General features: G+C 28.4%; 18 protein-coding genes. 3 read left to right on the top strand and 15 right to left on the bottom strand.

Going from position 1 to position 19,061, the window contains the following annotated elements; translation table 11 throughout:
* Positions 1-9: 9 nt before the first annotated feature.
* The 9 genes from smc to pta all read right to left on the bottom strand — a co-directional run bounded on the left by smc (position 10) and on the right by pta (position 10,176).
* Positions 10-3,570 (bottom strand): chromosome segregation protein SMC, encoded by a 3,561-nt coding sequence (gene smc / locus BN8917_RS08470; RefSeq protein ID WP_066873324.1) that lies wholly within the window; start codon positions 3,568-3,570, stop codon positions 10-12.
* 295 nt (positions 3,571-3,865) lie between these two features.
* A complete protein-coding gene (locus BN8917_RS08465) occupies positions 3,866-4,951 on the bottom strand; it encodes an elongator complex protein 3 (RefSeq protein WP_066873321.1) in 1,086 nt (361 codons plus the stop codon).
* A complete protein-coding gene (gene rnc / locus BN8917_RS08460) occupies positions 4,930-5,643 on the bottom strand; it encodes a ribonuclease III (RefSeq protein WP_066873318.1) in 714 nt (237 codons plus the stop codon). Before rnc ends, BN8917_RS08465 begins: the two co-directional genes overlap by 22 nt.
* A 119-nt stretch (positions 5,644-5,762) precedes the next feature.
* Complete coding sequence (acpP, locus tag BN8917_RS08455; protein ID WP_066875429.1) at positions 5,763-5,993, bottom strand: acyl carrier protein; 231 nt, start codon at positions 5,991-5,993, stop codon at positions 5,763-5,765.
* Between the two features lie 90 nt (positions 5,994-6,083).
* Positions 6,084-7,082: a phosphate acyltransferase PlsX gene (gene plsX / locus BN8917_RS08450; protein ID WP_066873315.1), complete on the bottom strand. Its 999-nt coding sequence runs from the start codon at positions 7,080-7,082 to the stop codon at positions 6,084-6,086.
* A gap of 60 nt (positions 7,083-7,142) precedes the next feature.
* Entirely contained in the window at positions 7,143-7,328 is a 186-nt protein-coding gene (gene rpmF / locus BN8917_RS08445) for a 50S ribosomal protein L32 (protein ID WP_066873312.1), read from the bottom strand.
* A 15-nt stretch (positions 7,329-7,343) separates the two neighbouring features.
* Positions 7,344-7,835 carry a YceD family protein gene (locus tag BN8917_RS08440; protein WP_066873309.1) on the bottom strand — a complete coding sequence of 164 codons (492 nt, stop codon included), beginning with the start codon at positions 7,833-7,835 and terminating at the stop codon, positions 7,344-7,346.
* Between the two features lie 122 nt (positions 7,836-7,957).
* The gene (locus BN8917_RS08435) at positions 7,958-9,148 is read right to left on the bottom strand and encodes an acetate kinase (protein WP_066873306.1); all 1,191 of its coding nucleotides are present in this window, start codon (positions 9,146-9,148) and stop codon (positions 7,958-7,960) included.
* A 26-nt stretch (positions 9,149-9,174) separates the two neighbouring features.
* Positions 9,175-10,176 (bottom strand): phosphate acetyltransferase, encoded by a 1,002-nt coding sequence (gene pta, locus BN8917_RS08430; protein ID WP_066873303.1) that lies wholly within the window; start codon positions 10,174-10,176, stop codon positions 9,175-9,177.
* Positions 10,177-10,399: 223 nt separating this feature from the next.
* Between pta and BN8917_RS08425 the strand changes: the two genes are divergently transcribed.
* Positions 10,400-11,629, top strand: coding sequence for a nucleotidyltransferase (locus BN8917_RS08425; RefSeq protein WP_066873300.1), 1,230 nt, complete (start codon positions 10,400-10,402; stop codon positions 11,627-11,629).
* Positions 11,630-11,675: 46 nt separating this feature from the next.
* On the top strand, positions 11,676-12,860 hold the full coding sequence (ylbJ, locus tag BN8917_RS08420) for a sporulation integral membrane protein YlbJ (RefSeq protein ID WP_066873297.1): 1,185 nt from the start codon (positions 11,676-11,678) through the stop codon (positions 12,858-12,860).
* Here ylbJ and BN8917_RS08415 read toward each other — a convergent pair.
* From BN8917_RS08415 to BN8917_RS08390, 6 genes are all read right to left on the bottom strand, one after another.
* The gene (locus BN8917_RS08415) at positions 12,853-13,401 is read right to left on the bottom strand and encodes a hypothetical protein (RefSeq protein WP_066873294.1); all 549 of its coding nucleotides are present in this window, start codon (positions 13,399-13,401) and stop codon (positions 12,853-12,855) included. The two genes, ylbJ and BN8917_RS08415, sit on opposite strands and share 8 nt — an antisense overlap.
* 13 nt (positions 13,402-13,414) lie before the next feature.
* Positions 13,415-13,897: a pantetheine-phosphate adenylyltransferase gene (gene coaD, locus BN8917_RS08410; protein WP_066873291.1), complete on the bottom strand. Its 483-nt coding sequence runs from the start codon at positions 13,895-13,897 to the stop codon at positions 13,415-13,417.
* Between the two features lie 18 nt (positions 13,898-13,915).
* Positions 13,916-14,467 (bottom strand): 16S rRNA (guanine(966)-N(2))-methyltransferase RsmD, encoded by a 552-nt coding sequence (gene rsmD, locus BN8917_RS08405; RefSeq protein WP_066873288.1) that lies wholly within the window; start codon positions 14,465-14,467, stop codon positions 13,916-13,918.
* A gap of 67 nt (positions 14,468-14,534) precedes the next feature.
* The gene (gene recG / locus BN8917_RS08400) at positions 14,535-16,568 is read right to left on the bottom strand and encodes an ATP-dependent DNA helicase RecG (protein WP_066873285.1); all 2,034 of its coding nucleotides are present in this window, start codon (positions 16,566-16,568) and stop codon (positions 14,535-14,537) included.
* Between the two features lie 63 nt (positions 16,569-16,631).
* Complete coding sequence (locus BN8917_RS08395) at positions 16,632-18,275, bottom strand: DAK2 domain-containing protein (protein WP_066873282.1); 1,644 nt, start codon at positions 18,273-18,275, stop codon at positions 16,632-16,634.
* A 13-nt stretch (positions 18,276-18,288) separates the two neighbouring features.
* Positions 18,289-18,636, bottom strand: a complete 348-nt coding sequence (locus BN8917_RS08390) for an Asp23/Gls24 family envelope stress response protein (RefSeq protein WP_066873278.1) — start codon at positions 18,634-18,636, stop codon at positions 18,289-18,291.
* A 215-nt stretch (positions 18,637-18,851) separates the two neighbouring features.
* Between BN8917_RS08390 and rpmB the strand changes: the two genes are divergently transcribed.
* A complete protein-coding gene (gene rpmB, locus BN8917_RS08385; RefSeq protein WP_066873275.1) occupies positions 18,852-19,043 on the top strand; it encodes a 50S ribosomal protein L28 in 192 nt (63 codons plus the stop codon).
* Positions 19,044-19,061 lie beyond the last annotated feature (18 nt).

Raw genomic sequence — 19,061 nt, 5'->3', positions numbered from 1 at the left:
ACTCCTTTTCTATTTTTTATTTAAATCTACTGATACTATCTTAGATATTCCCTTTTCCTCCATAGTAACTCCATACATTATATCAGAAACCTCCATAGTTCCTTTTCTGTGAGTTATAACTATAAATTGTATATTTTCTGAGAATTGTCTTAGAAAATCTGCATATCTTGATACATTTGCATCATCAAGAGCAGCTTCTATTTCATCTAAGATACAGAATGGTGTAGGTTTCATCTTAAGTATACTAAATAATAGGGCTATGGCTGATAAAACTTTTTCTCCACCAGACATAAGATTTATATTTTGTATCTTCTTTCCAGGTGGTTGAACTTTTATTTCTATATCTCCATTTAATTCATCTGAATCATCAAGAATCAGCTTAGCTGTTCCACCTTTAAATAATTCCTTAAAGGTTTCATCAAAATTCTTATTAAGAATATTAAAGTTCTGTCTAAATATAACTCTCATCTTTGAAGTCATTTCTTCTATAATGTTTTCAAGTTCTTCTTTAGCATTTTCAAGATCAGATTTTTCAGTAGTTATAAATCTATACTTATCTGAAAGCTCTCTAAATTCTTCTACTGCATTTACATTTACTGTTCCTAATGAATTTATCTTTGTTTTTAAAGAATATATCTCTGCCTTATGCTTATCAATATCTATAATTTCAGTGAAATTATTCATAGCCTCTCTAACATCTATATTATATTCTTCGTCAAGTTTTGATGATGAATTCTTCTTTTCACTATCTTGTTTTGTATAAAGAATTTCCTGTCTATGAATTTCTTCTTCTTTTTTAGCTATAGATAAAGTCAACTCTTCTACTAAGCTTTCTATTTTTACTAACTTTTCCTTAAGCTTTGCTCTATAAATATCAAAGTCCTTAGTTTTTTCTTCTATCTTTACTAGCTTTTCCTCTTCTATATTTATAAAACTCTTAGCTGAAAGAATATCATCCTTATTTTGAGCTATTGAATTTTCAGCATCTTCATTATAAGAAATAAGCTTTTTAATAGCTACTTCTAATTCACTAAGCTCAGACTTTAATCTTAAAATACTCTTTGATTTATTATCTAAATTTTCTTTAATACTTGCATTAGAAATCTTCATCTTAGTATTTTTTTCTTCAATCTTTGATTTTTTTGAAAGTAATTCTTCTATTTCCTTAGTTAAAATTTCAACTTCAGCCTTATTACTTTCTCCTCTTTCTCTTATCTCTAAAGCTTTTTTCTTTACCTTTTCATATTCTAAACTTAAACTTTCATTATTTGCTTTTTCATTTATAAGTTCTAAGTCTAAGTTTTTAAGAGATGTCTTTATATTAAGTACTTCATCTGAAACCCTACTTACTTCATTCTTTAAATTAATAGATTCAAGTTCATTTTTACGAATATCCGCCTCTATACTTTCTAAATCTGAAATATTTTTTTCTAATTTAGAATTTAATTTTTCTTTTTTAGATTTTAGAGTACTAAGTCCTTCATTTTCTTTAACTATCTCTTTTTCTATATTTTCAAGTTCATTTTTTCTTGAGATAATACCCATATTTTTTTGATAAACACTACCCCCTGTCAAAGCTCCTCCAGCATTAACTACTTCTCCAGCAAGAGTAACAAGTTTATATCTATAAGAACTCTTCTTTGCAAAATTTAAAGCTGAATCTATATCCTTGCAAATAATAGTTCTACCTAAAATATAGTTAATTACATTCTCATACTTATTTTCATATTCAACAAGTTCTGATGCTATTCCAAGATATCCATCTAAATTTTTTAAATTATCTTCTAATACTATCTTCTTTCCCTTAATAATTGATAAAGGTAAAAATGTAGCTCTACCAAGTTTATTATCCTTAAGATAAGAAATCATCTTTTTAGCTATAAACTCATCCTTAGTTATAATATTAGATATAGCTGCCCCAAGACTTATTTCAATAGCAGTTTCATATCCCTTATTTGTACTTAAAATTTCTCCTAAAACTACAGAATCATTTTTATTAATATCAAGTAAACCTTTATCCATATGAGACATTATTTTTTTAACAGATACATTGTATCCCTCATATTGATTTTCAAGTTTATTTAACATTTCCTTATTAGCTTCTAATCTATTTATAATAGAAATATTTTTATTAATATCCTTATCAATAAGTGAAATATCATTTTTAAAATTAGAAATATTAGCTAGATTACTATTTTTAAGCTCTAATAAATTATCTCTTTTATCAGAAATAACTTTTAGATTCCTTTCCATATTATCTCTAGTTATTATGTTAACCTTTAAAGATGCTCTTAATCCTTCAAGTTTAGAATTTATATTTTTAATTTTTTCTACTATATCAGATAGCTTACTTTCAAGTAAAACTTCTCTATTACTATAATTTGAAGACTCTTTTAAAGCTTCAATATCTTTATTCTTAAGCTTTTCTCTAGTTTTTTCTTTATTCTTAATATCTAGATTTATATTTCTTAAGCTTTCTTCAACATCTTTTTGCTTTAATCTTATATCTTCTATTTCTTGCTTCTTAAGTTCAAATTCTTTTTCTGCATTTTTATATTCATTAGTTATCTTTTCTAATTTCTTTTTATTTAGCTTTATATCTTCCCTAGATTTTTTAATACTTTCAGTATAGTTTTTTATTCTTTCTTCTAGTAAACCTATTTCTGCTTTTTTACTTGAAATTTGTTCTTTTTTCTCTAGATAAATTTCTTTTTTATCATTATTATCTTTTTCAATCTTTTCAAGTTCAAATTTTAGATTTTTTAAATTTTCTCTAGCATTTCTTTGCTTTTCTTTTTCTATTTCATTTTCTTTTTCAAGAGCTTTTATATTTATTTCTCTTTTTTCTATTTCATTATTTATATGAATTAAATTATTAACAAGTAAATTAATATCTTTTTCCTTTAATTCATTAGCAAGAACTAAATATTTTTCTGCCTTTTTCTTTTCTTCTTCTAAAGGCCCTAATCGTTCTTCATATGTATAAATAATATCATTTATTCTAGTTAAGTTATCATTAGTATTTTTTAATTTTCTTTCTGCATCACTTTTTCTAGATTTATACTTAACAATTCCAGCAGCTTCTTCTAAAAGTGCTCTTCTATCTTCAGCTTTACCACTTAAGATAGCTTCTATTTTTCCTTGCCCTATAAGTGAATAACCTTCTTTACCTATACCAGTATCCATAAATAAGGTAACTATATCTTTTAATCTGCATGGTGAATTATTTATTAAATACTCACTTTCTCCAGATCTAAATATTCTTCTTGTAACCTTAACTTCATTATATTCTATTGGTAAACTTTTATCACTATTATCTAAAGTAAGAGATACTTGAGCAAGACCTATAGGTTTTCTATACTCTGTTCCTGTAAAAATGATATCTTCCATTTTAGAACCTCTAAGTGTTTTTGCACTTTGTTCTCCAAGAACCCATCTTACAGCATCAGAAACATTACTCTTTCCACTCCCATTTGGACCTACTACTGCAGTTATTCCTTTAGTAAATTTAAGCTCAGTCTTATCTGCAAACGACTTAAATCCTCTTATTTCAAGAGATTTTAAAAACATATACACCAGCTAATCCTAGATTTGCAAACCCAAGTTTAGCTCCTCCTTCCCATTTCATAATTCATAAAAATTAAAATACAACTGGTAATAACATTAATAACATTATTATTGCCATAAAAATAGCCATCCCCTTAGCCATTTTTTCTCTAGTAGCTTTTCTCATTTAATTCACTCCTTACAACTCTATAGAAATATATTATCATAAGTATTTATCTAAATCTATCAAATATATTCCATATAAAATCATAAAAAATCCTAGAGAAAATTTTCCCTAGGATTTCTATAGAATATAGAATTAAATTATATTAATCTTATATTCTTTATCTTCATTCTTTATAAGAACTATCTTCTTATCTAAATTATTATTTATCTTTACAGATAATCTATTCTCATTTAGCTTTTCTCTTATATCTTTAAAGTATCTTTTTTTATTAGCATAAAGCTTAGAAATAGCTCTTTCATTTATTTCTATACTAATATCCTTAGAAAGATTTTTATTATTAATAAGTTCATATATAGAATCATTTAATAAACTACTTTCCACATGCTCTCTAAATGTTGGGTGGAAAGGTCCTGCTACTATATCTTCACCTTCTGCTATATTATCAGTTGCTTGAAGACCTACTCTTATTATATTAACATTATTTTCATGATATATTTTATAAACTTCTTTAGCTATATCTATACATTCATCTAATTCATATGGTTTATATGTTCCTTTTTTATACATATATTCCATAGGAGTATCCTTTATTGTAAGAGCTGGATATATTCTACATATATTTGGTCCCATAGAAACTGATTTTTGTGCTGTTTTTATATCTTTTTCTTTACTATCTCCTGGGAGTCCTAACATAACTTGGTGTCCTAAAGTAAATCCATATTCTTTAATAAGTTTAGAAGCATCTTCCACATGCTTTATAGTATGCCCCCTACTAGATTTTATTAAGACTTCTCCATCTAATGATTGAACTCCAAGTTCTATTATATCAACAGAAAAACTTTTTAGATGATCTAAAATATTTTTATTTATATAATCAGGTCTTGTAGATAATCTTATATATTTTATTTGTCCTTTATCTTTGTACTCTTTAGCTACAGCAAGTAATTCTTGTTGTTTCTTTTTATTTATTGCTGTAAATGTTCCTCCAAAGAAAGATAATTCAATTATAGTATCTTCTTCTTTTTTGATGGTTTCTAGATATTCTTCAACAGTATTTCTAACAAAATCACTGTCAACATTATTCTCCATCTTAAATTTAGGTCCAATTACTTCCTCTGTCTCTTCTCCTGTAATCCTAGCTTGATTACAAAAAGCACAATCATGAGGACATCCTTCATGTGGTACAAAAATAGGAATTATATAATGTTTTTTTCCCATTTATTATCCTCCACTTTAGTTAAAGCTTCTTTTGCTGCATTTTGCTCTGCTTCCTTTTTACTAAATCCTTCTCCTACACCCATAACAACTTTATTAATGTTAACTTGAGTAAAGAACTTTCTTCTATGAGGAGGTCCTTCATGTCTTATAAGCTCATAATTTATGTCTACCTCACCATTTCTTTGAAGAACTTCTTGTAATCTAGTTTTAAAGTCTAATATTATTTCTTCATTTATTGCTTTTCTAATAATATCTCCAAAATGCTTTAGAATAAATTTTTTAGCAAATTCTATACCTTTATCAAGATATATAGCTGCTATAACTGCTTCAACGCAGTCAGCTTGTATAGATATTCTATCTCTTCCACCTGTCAGCTCTTCACCTTTACTCATTCTAATAATCTTACCAAGTTTTAATTTTTTTGCTATCTCATAAAGTGAATTTTCGCATACAATTAAGGCTCTTATTTTAGTAAGTTCTCCTTCTGACTTGTCTTTATAATTATTATATAAGTGTTCAGTTACTGTAAGCTGTAATACAGAATCTCCTAAAAACTCTAGTCTCTCATTGTACTTAACATCCTTATATTGATTAGCAAATGAACTATGAGTCAATGCTGTTATCAATAATCCTTTATTTATGAACTCGACTCCAACAGTCTCTTCAAGTTCCTTAATATTAAATTCTTTCAATTAAACCCTCACTCCTTAAGGTTTATTCTTCAATTTGCTAATGAGTAAATTCAAGAATAAACCTAATACAATTTTATATATACATATATATAACAAAATCCCGCTATTGCGGGACTTAATTATGCTTCGCTATGTGACTTAATGTATTCAACTACATCTGAAACTGTTATAAATTCAGCAGCATCTTCATCTGGAATTTCCATTTCTAATTCTTCTTCTAATGACATAATTAATTCAACTACATCTAGAGAATCTGCTCCTAAATCTTCAACGAAAGTTGATTCCATAGTAATACTTTCTTCGTCTACTGATAATTTATCCGCTATAATTTCTTTTACTTTATCAAATATCATAAATTCACCTCCAAGATCGACCTATATAAATATTATTATATATAATTTAATTCGTCAATATTACAACTCAATATAAATTTAATTAAATTAAATAGAAACTTCTATTTCTTCTTTTATCTTTTCTATCAATTTATTATTGTAAAAAGTTCTTGCTTGTCTAATAGCATTTTTAAAAGCTACCCCATCTGAGCTACCATGTGCTTTTATACAAATACCATCTACTCCAAGAAATGGTGCTCCACCGTATTCTTTATAGTCCATTTTTTTCTTTAAAGATTTAAATGTCCCTGCTAAAAATACTGCCCCAATTTTTGAAATAGTAGAGCTCATAATTTCGTCTTTTATCATTGTTAATATTGTTTTTGCAGTTCCTTCATACATTTTTAATACTGTATTCCCTACAAATCCATCACAAACTAAAACTTCAACATCTCCTGCTGAAACATCTCTTGGTTCTACATTACCTGTGAAATTGATATTTTTTTCTTCTTTAAGAAGTTTATAAGCTTCTTTTGTAAGTTCATTTCCCTTTTCTTCTTCTGCACCTATATTAATAAGTCCAACCTTTGGTTTTTCTACTTTCATTACAGTTTTAAAATATACTTCTCCCATTTTAGCAAACTGTGTTAAATAAGCTGCTTTTGAATCTACATTAGCTCCAGCATCTATTATCATAAATGCTCCATTTTTTCCTGGCATAACAGGTGCTAATGCTGGTCTTTGTATACCTTTGATTCTTCCTACAATTAAAGTTGAACCTGCTAAAAATGCCCCTGTACTTCCTGCTGATAAAACAGCATCACATTCTTTATCTTTAACAAGTTTTAAAGCTTTAACAAGACTTGAATCCTTTTTCTTTTTAAGAGCCATAACTGGTTGTTCATTAGGTGAAATTACTTCAGTAGCATTTATTATTTGTACTCTACTTTTATCGTAATCATATTTTGAGAACTCAGCATTTAGTTCTTCTTCTTTACCTGTTATAACTATTTCTATATCTGAAAATTCTTTTAAGGCATCGACACATCCTTTAACCTCTGCTCTTGGAGAATCATCAGATCCCATTCCATCGATAGCTATTCTCATTAATGCCCCTCCTATTATTTAAAAGAATATAAAGAAAAGAAAGTCCAAAGACTTTCTTTATTATTCTGCATCTGTTGAAACTACTTCTTTACCTTTGTAATATCCACAGCTCTTACATACTCTGTGTGCCATCTTCATTTCATGACATTGTGGGCATTCTACGATTCCAGGTGTCCCTAACTTAAAAGTTTGAGCTCTTCTTGAATCTCTCTTTGCTTTTGACATCTTTCTTGCTGGATTTCCCATTGTTACACCTCCTTATTAATTGAACAAATCTTTTAGCTTTTCAAATCTAATATCTATATTTGAATCATCGCAACGGCACTTCTCTATATTTAAATCAGCACCACATTGTTGACATAAGCCTTTACACTGTTCAACACAAAGTCTTTTTATAGGTAAGGTTGAAATTACGTTACTTACTATTGCATCAGCAACATCTAAAATGTCACCTTCTATTAAAGCAATAGAATCATCTTCTTTATAATTATTTGAAAACTTTTCATCTATATCTGTATTAACATCTATTGAAAAGTTTTTTAAGCATCTTGAACATTCAAGTTCTAGCTTAGTAGTTATATTACCATAAAGAGATACTACATCATCTACCATTTTTAGTTCGCCATCGAACTTTATTGGTTCTAAAATCTTAATTTCTTCCCCTGGAAGTTCAATAATCTCTTGTTCTACTATAAGATCTAACTTTTTACTTCTTTCTTTTTTTGAAGTTAATTCTGAAAATTTAAATTCCATAATTTGCAGCAAACCTTTGTTGCCTGTTCACTCTCCTAAACCTTAATAGTAATTTTGTAAATAACACAAGTATTATTATATAAACTTGCTTTTTAAAAGTCAAGTTATTTTGAAATTATTTATTAAACAAGTTCTAAAGTATCCTTTGCTATCATAAGTTCTTCATTAGTTGCTATAACTAATGCTTCTACTCTTGAATCTTCTGAGCTAATAGTCATTATTTCGCCTCTTGTAGCATTTCTTTCTTGATCAATTTCAATTCCAAGGAATTCAAGTCCATCACATATACTTCTTCTAGCCTCCACTGAATTCTCACCAACTCCAGCTGTAAATACTATAACATCTAATCCAGCCATAGCTACTGCTGCTGTTGCTATTGCTTGCTTAACTTTATAATAGAATATATCTAAAGCAAGTCTTGCTCTATGATTTCCTTTCTCTGCTTCAGCCTCAACATCTCTAAAATCACTGCTTACTCCTGAGATTCCAAGAACTCCAGACTTCTTATTCATAAGATTATTAACTTCATCAGTTGAATAACCAAGCTCACTTATTAAATAAGTTACTATAGCTGGATCTATACTTCCACATCTTGTTCCCATAACTAGACCTTCAAGAGGTGTAAATCCCATTGTAGTTTCTACGCATCTTCCTCTATCTACCGCTGCAATACTAGCTCCATTCCCTAAATGACATGTTACAATTCTTAAATCCTCTATATTTTTACCTAAAGCTTCTGCTGCTTTAGCTGAAACATATTTATGTGATGTTCCATGGAAACCATATTTTCTTATATGATTTTCTTCATATAATTCATAAGGTAATGCATATACATAAGCCTTTTCTGGCATTGTTTGATGGAAAGCAGTATCAAATACAGCTACCATAGGAGTTTTTGGCATTAAAGTTTTACATGCTTCTATTCCAACTATGTTAGGTGGATTATGAAGAGGTGCTAATTTAGCAAACTCTTCTAAATCTTTCATTACTTCATCATTTATAACTACTGAACTAGCATATTTTTCACCACCATGAACAACTCTATGTCCAACAGCATATATCTCATCTAATTCTTTTATAACTCCATAATTTTCATCAACTAATGACGCTAAAACAAGTCTAATAGCTTCTTTATGATTTCTCATCTCTTTTTTTATTACATACTTTTCTTTAGTATCAGCTTTTTGTGTAAGAACAGACCCCTCAATTCCTATTCTTTCAACTAATCCTGAAGCTAATACACTTTCATCTCTCATATCTATTAATTGATATTTTAACGATGAGCTACCACAATTTACTACTAATATATTCATTCAATTTCCTCCTAATTTAATTCTATTTATTTTTTAGCTTGTGCTTGAACTGCTGTTAATGCAACTACACTTACTATATCTTCTGAACTACATCCCCTTGATAAATCATTTATTGGTTTAGCAAACCCTTGACATACAGGCCCTATTGCTTCTGCCTTTGCAAATCTTTGAACTAATTTATATCCTATATTACCTGATTGTAAATCTGGGAATACAAGTACATTAGCCTTTCCTGCAACTTTACTATTTGGAGCTTTTTGACTAGCAACTGACGGAACTATTGCTGCATCTAATTGAAGTTCTCCATCTATATCAAGATCTGGTCTTAATTCTTTTGCAATTTCTGTAGCTTCTCTAACTTTTGATACAAGTTCATGATCAGCACTTCCCATTGTTGAGAATGAAAGCATTGCAACTTTTGGTTCTACATTACAAACAGTCTTAGCTGTATCAGCTGTTGCTATTGCTATTGATGCTAATTGCTCTGCTGTTGGATTCGGATTAACTGCACAATCAGCAAATAATAACATTCCTGAATCCCCATATACTGAGTTTGGTACCATCATTATAAAGAAACTTGAAACTACTGATACTCCTGGTGCTGTCTTTATTATTTGAAGACCTGGTCTTAATAAATCACCAGTTGTATGAACTGCTCCTGATACCATACCATCAGCATTATCTAATTTAACCATCATTGTTGCAAAATATAAAGGATCTCTAACAATTAAATCTGCCTTTTCCATTGTCATTCCCTTATTTTTTCTTAATTCATAAAAAGCTTCTACATATCTTGATAAATCTTCTGATTTATTTGGATCTACTATTTCTATTCCTGTTAAATTAACATTTAATTTTTCTGCTTTATCTCTTATAACTTTTTCATCACCTATCAATATAAGATGAGCTAAATTTTCTTTTTTAATTTTTTCTGAAGCCACAAGTGTTCTTTCTTCATCACCTTCTGGCAAAACAATTCTTTTTATGTCAGCTCTTGCTGCTTCCCATACTTGATTCATAAGTTCCATTTTAAAATCTCCTCTCGTTATATAAACGATTTTCTATTATATTCTAAATTTATTTTTTACACACTTTTATACTCTTATAATATCATATCTTTCCATATAATATAAATAAATAAGTAAATTAAAAATTGTCTGAATATTCAACAATATGTCGACTTTGACATTATTACTCATTTGTAGTAAGGTAAAAACAAAAATTAATTATTTATTAATAAGGGTGATAACAATGAATATAACAGGAATTATTACAGAATATAATCCTTTTCATTTAGGACATGAGTTTCATTTAGAAAATTGTAGAAAAGATACGAAATGTGATGCAGTGATTTGTATAATGAGTGGTAACTTTGTTCAAAGAGGTCTTCCTGCAATTACAGATAAGTGGTCAAGAACAAAAATGGCCTTAGAAGCAGGAATTGATTTAGTTATTGAATTACCAACTATTTATGCAGTATCTTCTGCTGAATATTTTGCTTTTGGTGCTATATCCTTACTCAATTCTCTATCTGTAGTAGATAATATATACTTCGGTTCCGAAGCTGGAGATACTAAACTTATAAAACTCATAGCAAATATTCTAAATGATGAACCAAAAGAATTTAAAATATTTTTAAAAGAAAGTCTTTCTCTTGGTAATCCATACCCTAAGGCGCGAGCTTATAGTCTAAAAAAATATATTTCAGAAGTCTTAAAATTAAATATTAATTTAGAAAATATATCTGAATTTCTAAATAGCTCTAATAATATACTAGGAATAGAATACTGTAAAAGTCTTTTAAAACTTAATAGTCCTATAAAAACATTTACACTCAAACGAGAAGGTTCTAATTATAATAGTAAAGAAATAAATAAAAATAAATTTGCTTCTGCTACTGCAATTAGAGAAAGTATTTATACTAATAACTCTATTAAAGCTACAAAAGAATTTTTGCCTGGTTTTACATATAATATACTGAATTCTAAAAATTCATTTTCAAGCTTAGAATCTATGTTTAATTATATTAAGTATATATTAACATTAGACCCAAGTAAATTAAGCCTAATATCAGATGCATCAGAAGGTTTAGATAATAAAATTTTAAATGAGTTAAAAAATTCTAATAGCTTTGAAGAATTAATATCTAGATGTAAAAGTAAGAGATATACCTACACCAGAATTTCTAGAGTTCTTTGCCAATTATTCTTAGGTTTTGATGAAAACTTAAATAAGCTAAAAAAATCAGAACCTTCTTATATAAGAGTACTTGGGCTTTCTGAAACAGGAGCAAAGATATTAAAAGAGATTAAAAATAATTCTAATATTAATATTATTACTAAAGTCCCTAAAAAAATATCAGATTCTATTTTAGAACTGGATATAAAAGCAACTAATCTTTATTCTCTCTTAAATCCGGATATAAAAATAAATAGTGATTATTTAATTAGTCCTATTATAAAAAAAGATAATAATATGTAAACGCATATAATATAAATACTATATAAGCTAAAAAGGGGGACTTAGCATGTATAGTATTTTTATTTTGATTATACTACTTAGTTTACTTATATTTTTATTATTTAAAGTTTTTAAATTATTACATATAAGAGCAAATGCTTTTATATCTATAATACTTACATTAATTATTATCTATCTTATATTATCTCCTGAAAAATGCATAGAAGCTGCATTAAGTGGTTCTAAACTAATTGTAAATTCTATAATTCCTACCATGTTTCCTTTTATGGTAGTATGTAACTTATTAGTTTATATAGATGGAATTTCTCTTTATTCTAAATTTTTTGGTCCAATTATCTGTAAACCACTAGGACTTAATAAATCTAGTAGTTTTGCAATTATAGCAAGTTATTTATCTGGCTATCCACTTGGAGCTAAATATTCCACTAATATTTACGAAAAAGGATATATTAGTAAAAATGAATTTTCTAGACTTATAAGTATAGCTTCTAATGTTGGACCTTTATTTTTAATAGGTGCTGTTGGTACTAGCCTTCTTGGTAATACAAAACTTGGTTATATTTTATTAATTCCATCATATCTATCAAGCATATTTATAGCACTTATAACTAGAAAAAAAGAAGACTCTAAAGCTCCTAAAACAACTTTAAAATCTTCTAATCAAGTTTTAAATATAGGAGAAGCTATCAGAAAGTCTATAGAAGATGCTTGTCTAACTTTATTAGTGCTTTCTGGTTATATAATTATCTTCTCAGTTATAATATCTATATTTAAAAACTCTAAAATAATAGAATATCTTATTAATTATCTATCAAATATACTTGGAATATCTTCTGTATTCATTGAAAGCTTATTTCTTGGTAGTATAGAATTAACTAATGGATCTAATATAATTAGCAATAGTACTCTTAATTTATCTACTAAACTATCACTAATTTCTTTTTTATGTTCTTTTGGTGGTCTTTCTATAATAGCTCAAACATATTCATTTTTTTATAAATGTAATGTTTCTTTTAAAAGATATTTTTTCTATAAATTTCTTCAAGGAATTATATCTTTTATAATAATGTATACTATAAGCCTATTTCTTCCTGATAGTATAACCACCTTTGCTACTGTTCAAAATAACCATATGTATTCAAACTTAATTCCAGTAATAATATTTATAATTTTAACTGTAATAAGTTTAATTCTTTCTATAATAACAAAAAAAGAATCAAATTTTATTTAGAATTTAAAGGGGCTCTTAGCTCCTTTATATTTTCCCTAATAACTGCTGTTGTTTTATCCATATTCTTTGTAAGTTCTATAGCAAAAGCTTCCATATCCTCTTTCATATGATTTAATAATCTTGAAGTAGTATTTTGAATTTCTTTTTCAACTTCACTAAGAAGTTCATCAGCATATTGTCTAGCATATATCTTTAATTTTCTTGCTTCCTCTTCTGCTGCTGACTCTATCTCATTTGCTATAAGTTTAGCCTTTTGAACTATATCATTGTTATTAACTTGATTTTCTATTATTTCGATACTTTTGCTATTAGCTTCATTTATTCTTTCTTGTGCATAGCTAAGCATCTCATCTTTTCTTTTAGTTATCCATTGTGCTGTTCTGATATCTTTAGGATATTTATTTATAATTTCATCTAAAATTCCTAAGACCTCTTCTCTATCAACCATAACCTTCCCACTTATAGGAACTTTACTTGATTTTTTTATAATTTCATATACAAGTTCTATAAGCTCTAAAGTCTCAATTTTTTCATCTGTCATTTCAGTTTCCCCCTTATACCATAACAATTTTCTCCATTAACTTCTCTTTAACTTCTATAGGAACAAATTTATCAACACTTCCACCAAATTGAGCTATCTGCTTCACAACTGATGAACTAATAGCTGAATATTTTGTTGATGCAACTAAAAATAAAGACTCAAGCTCATTATCTAAAGTCCTATTTATTATAGCCATTTGCATCTCATACTCAAAATCCTTAACAGTTCTTAACCCCTTTAAAATAACAGGATTCTCTTCTTCTTTTGCAAAATCCACTAATAATCCAGTAAAGCTTTTTACCTCAACATTTTTATATTCTTTAGTGGCTTCCTTTATAAGTTCAACTCTTTCTTCTATAGAAAATAAGCCTTTTTTATCTACATTAATAAGTACTGCTACTACAAGCTTATCAAACATCTTTGAACCTCTTTTAATTATGTCAAGATGACCATTAGTAATAGGGTCAAAGCTACCTGGATATATGGCTGTTCGCATTCTCAATTCAAGCCCCCTCTATTTTAATCTATATAGATTTACTATAGTATTACCATACTTTTTAGTTCTAAATAACTCTATATTTTCTGTACCCTCAAATATTTCTTCTGTCGCATCTATTTTAGTAACAATTATTCCATCTTCATGAAGAATCTTCTTATCATCAACTATTTGCATAGCTTCAGGAATTAAATTTTTTAAATATGGTGGATCTATAAATATTAAATCAAATACTTTTCCCTTTGCTGCTAATGACTTTAAAGCCATATATGCATCCATATTTAAAGCTGTACATGTATCTTCAAATTGTAAGTTTTCTATATTTTTCTTTAATATAGGAAAAGTTACTGGACTCTTATCTACTAAATAACATTCCTTTGCGCCTCTACTTGCTGCTTCTAATCCTAAACTACCTGTTCCTGCAAATACATCTACTGCAACAGCATCTGGAATATATCCTTGTATTATATTAAAAATAGCTTCTTTAATTCTATCTAATGTTGGTCTTGTTTCCATTGTTTCAGGTGATAGAATTTTTCTTCCTCTTGCTTTTCCAGAAATTATTCTCATCTATTTCCCTCCTTAGTTTTCTTAAATTATATTTTACCATAACAGTTATGTCCATACAATTGTAAACTTAGTTAAAGCATATATAACTAGTACTTCTCTCTAAATTCTTTGAAATTTCCATACATATCTTTCTGTTAATCTCATTTTCAGTTTTAACTATTTCTTTAGCCTCTTTATTAGCACATTTTAATATATCTATATCTTCAGCTATATCAGATAAAATAAATGCTTCTTCTCCATGCTGTCTCATTCCAAACATTTGTCCTGCACCCCTAAGTTTTAAATCTTCTTCTGAAATATAGAAACCATCATTACTTTCTGTCATTATTTCCATTCTTCTTCTAGTAACATCATTTTTAGTATTTGCAACAAGTATACAATATGATTTATATTCTCCTCTTCCAACTCTACCTCTTAATTGATGAAGTTGTGCTAGCCCAAATCTCTCAGCATTTTCTATAATCATCATACTAGCATTAGGAACATTTACTCCAACTTCTATAACAGTAGTAGATATTATTACTTTCGTTTCATTTGCCTTAAATCTTGATATAATCTCATCTTTTTCTTTTGGCTTCATCTTTCCATGTAGTATTTCAATTTTTATACCTGAAAATACATCATTACTAAGTTCATCATAAAGCTTTTCAACAGAATTTAAATCAAGTTTTTCATTTTCTTCTATAAGAGGTGAAACTATATAAACCTGTCTTCCTTTTTTAATCTCTTCAAGAGCAAGATTATATCCCTTAATTCTTTCCTTATCATCCAAAAGAATAGTATCAACTTTTTTTCTTCCTGGTGGAAGCTCATCTATTATAGAAATATCCAAATCACTATATAAATATAATGAAAGAGTTCTAGGAATAGGTGTAGCTGTCATAACTAAAACATCAGCTCTTTTATTCTTATTAATAAGCTTGCTTCTTTGCTCAACACCAAATCTATGTTGTTCATCTGTTACCATAAATCCTAAATTAGCAAATTCTACATCTTCTTGTATAAGAGCATGTGTTCCAATAACAAGAAGAGGTTCCCCACTTGCTATTCGTTCTTTTATTCTCTTTTTCTCCTTAGCTGTTGTACTTCCAGTTAAAAGTTCTATATTAACGTCAAAATCTTTAAATATTTTTTCTGCTTCTAATTTATGTTGATTTGCAAGTATTTCAGTTGGAGCCATAAGAGCTGTTTGATATCCATTTTTATATACATTAAATAAAGCTATAAGTGCAACTAATGTTTTCCCACTTCCAACATCTCCTTGAACTAACCTATTCATAGGACTTTCTCTCTTTTGATCTAAAAGTATTTCTCTTATTGCCCTAGACTGAGCAGAAGTTAAAGTAAAAGGTAAACTTTCCTTTAAAGCACTGAGCTGTTCTGACATTTTAAAAACTATACCATTAGATTTTTCTTTAATCTGTTTTCTCATCATCACTATTTTCATTGAATATGTAAATAATTCTTGATATTTAAGTCTTGTTATAGCTTCTCTTAAATTTTCTCTGCTATTTGGAAAATGTATATTTCTTATAGCCTTATCTAAAGAACATAATTTATATCTTTTTATCATTTCTTCTGGTAAATTATCTTTAATATCTACTACACTAAGAATATTATTTATAAGCTTTACAAGAACTTTATTATTTATATCACCCTTTAATGGATATATAGGAACTATCTCACTTGTTTTAGCTTCAACACAAGCAACTATCGGATTTATAACCTCCATCCTATCTCCCTTTTTCTTAAAAGTTCCCATAAGGCTATACTCTTCCCCAATAGTAAAATTCTTAATAATATAAGGTTGATTAAACCACTTAGCAACAAGCTTTATATTTTCATGTCTAAATTGAATAGTAGTTAAAGTTTTTCCTGTTTTAGTTCTTATAGTACCTTCACGAGCTACGGCCCTACAATTTATAACTGCTTTTTCTTTATCAAAGTCTGTACTTAAGTCAAGCTCACTATGAACAAAATCATAGTCTCTAGGAAAATATAATAGTAAATCTAAAATAGTAAATATTCCACATCTATTAAGTTTTTCTTTTAATTTTATGCCTACTCCTTTAATAGTAGAAACTTCACTATAAATATCCAAAACTCTACCTCCTAATAATTAAATATAAGAAAAAAGAAGCGATTAAAATCGCTTCTAAAAGAATTATTCTACAGCTATTATAAAGTAGTATAAAGGTTGATCTCCTTTATAGCATTGAATATCAAAATCTTCATACTTTTCTTCTAACTTAGCCGCTAGTTCTTCAACTTTTGCCTCGTCACAATCTGCACCATAGAATATAGTTATAAGTTCTGAATCTTCATCAGTCATTTCATCTATTAATGTTTCTGCAACAGTGTAAGCAGAATCACCAACTTCTTTTATTTTACCTTCTAAAAGACCTAGGATGTTTCCTTCTTTTATTTTGATTCCATCCATTTCAGTATCTCTTACAGCATAAGTAACTGATGCTGATTTAACAATACTCATAGCTTCTTTTAATTCATTTTCATTTTCTTCTACATCTGCTTCTGGATTAAACATTGTTATACATGTAATTCCTTGAGGAACTGTTGTTGTAGGTATAACTCTTATATCCTTTTCTGAAATTTCCGCCGCTTGGTTAGCTGCCATAATAATATTCTTATTATTTGGAAGTATAAAGATATGCTCTGCATTGATCTTATTTATAGCATCTACCATATCTTGAGTACTTGGATTCATAGTTTGACCACCTTCAATTACGTAATCAACTCCAAGATCCTTGAATATATCTGACATCCCTTTACCCATAGCTACTGAAATAAATCCATATTTCTTAGCTTCTGCTTCTACTTCAGTAACAGCTTCTGCTTCAGAATTTAGAGCAAGTATTTCTCTATGCTCTTCTTTCATATTATCTATCTTTATCTTTGATAATTCACCTAATTGTACTGCCATTGATAAAACTTTACCTGGATCATTTGTATGGATATGTGTCTTTATAACATCATCATATCCAACAACAATCATAGAATCTCCCATTGATTCTATACTTCTCTTAAATTCTTCTGCTCTTGAAGCGTCTCCAAGAATTATGAATTCAGTACAATATGCAAATTTTATGTCATCTTCATTAATTGATTCTTGAGCTGAACTTGCATGTGCTTCTGAAGTTCTTGCTACAAAACTTGTATTTACTGCTTCTACTTTAAGGTCATTTCTTAAAGCTTCTAAAATACCTTCTAATATTATTAAAAGACCCATTCCACCTGAGTCTACAACTCCAGCCTTCTTTAAAGCTGGTAACATTTCTGGTGTTTTATCAAGCATTATCTTACATTCTCTAGCTACATCTTCCATTAAAGCTTGTAAGTCTTGTGCACTTGATTTTCTTGCAGTTTCACCTGCTGTTCTAACTATTGTAAGAATTGTTCCTTCTGTAGGTCTCATTACAGCTTTATAAGCTGATGCAGCCCCTTCTTCTAATGCTCTACAAAAATCTGAAACACTAGCTTCCTCTATTCCATCAAAACCTCTTGACATTCCTCTTAAGATTTGTGAAAGAATAACACCTGAATTACCTCTAGCTCCCATTAATGCACCTTTAGCAAGTGTTTTTGAAACTTCTCCAATGTTAGCATTTTTTAATCCTGCTATTTCCTTTACTGCAGCTTTAAATGTCATTGACATATTAGTTCCTGTATCTCCATCAGGTACTGGGAATACATTTAGTGAGTTAACATATTCACTTTGAGCTTCTAATTTATTAGCAGCATTTTGCATCATTGCATAAAAATGTTCCCCACTTATTTTTGTATATTTCATTCTGTTTTACCTCCTAGACTCTTACAGCCTGAACATTCACTGTTATAGCTGATACCTTTAAGCCTGTATAATTTTCAACATTATACTTTACTTTTTGAATTATATTATTAGCTATTACTGATATCTTTGTACCATATTCAACCATAATAAAAAGTTCTATAGCTAGTTTATCATCTTTATGAGTTATCTTAACACCCTTAGATAGATTTTCTACTTTCATTAGTTCCCAAAAGCCTTCTGTCGCACTTTTTGAAACCATACCAACAACTCCATAACATTCCATTGTTGATAATCCTACTATCTTTGATAATACATCATCTGCATAGGCAATATTTCCTTGTTCATTTGAATATCCAATCATGATGATTCCTCCTCAACTATTCCATATAATATATTCTATATTAAATGTTAATATTATTCAAGAATATTATTCACTTATTAAGTTTACCTATATTTTAACATAAAGCAAGTTTTTTTATATTAATTTTATATTTTACTTGCAAAAATCATAATCGCTATGATAGAATATTATTTGTCCTATTGAAGATTTATCTTCAAATAAAGGAGGTGTTTTTAATGTCAAGAAGATGCGAAATATGTGATAAAGGTGTTATCTCAGGAGTACAATACAGTCACTCACATAGACAATCAAAGAGAAAATGGGCTCCAAACGTAAAGAAAATAAAAGCAATCGTTAAGGGAACACCAAGAACTGTAAGTGTATGTACTAGATGTTTAAGATCTGGTAAGGTTCAAAGAGCTATATAGTTTTTTGATAAAAATGCA

Source organism: Clostridium mediterraneense (assembly GCF_900091705.1).
In the GTDB taxonomy this organism is placed as follows: domain Bacteria; phylum Bacillota; class Clostridia; order Clostridiales; family Clostridiaceae; genus Sarcina; species Sarcina mediterraneense.
The sequence above is the reverse complement of the archived record's forward strand: the minus strand, read 5'-3'. Positions and strand labels throughout refer to the sequence as shown.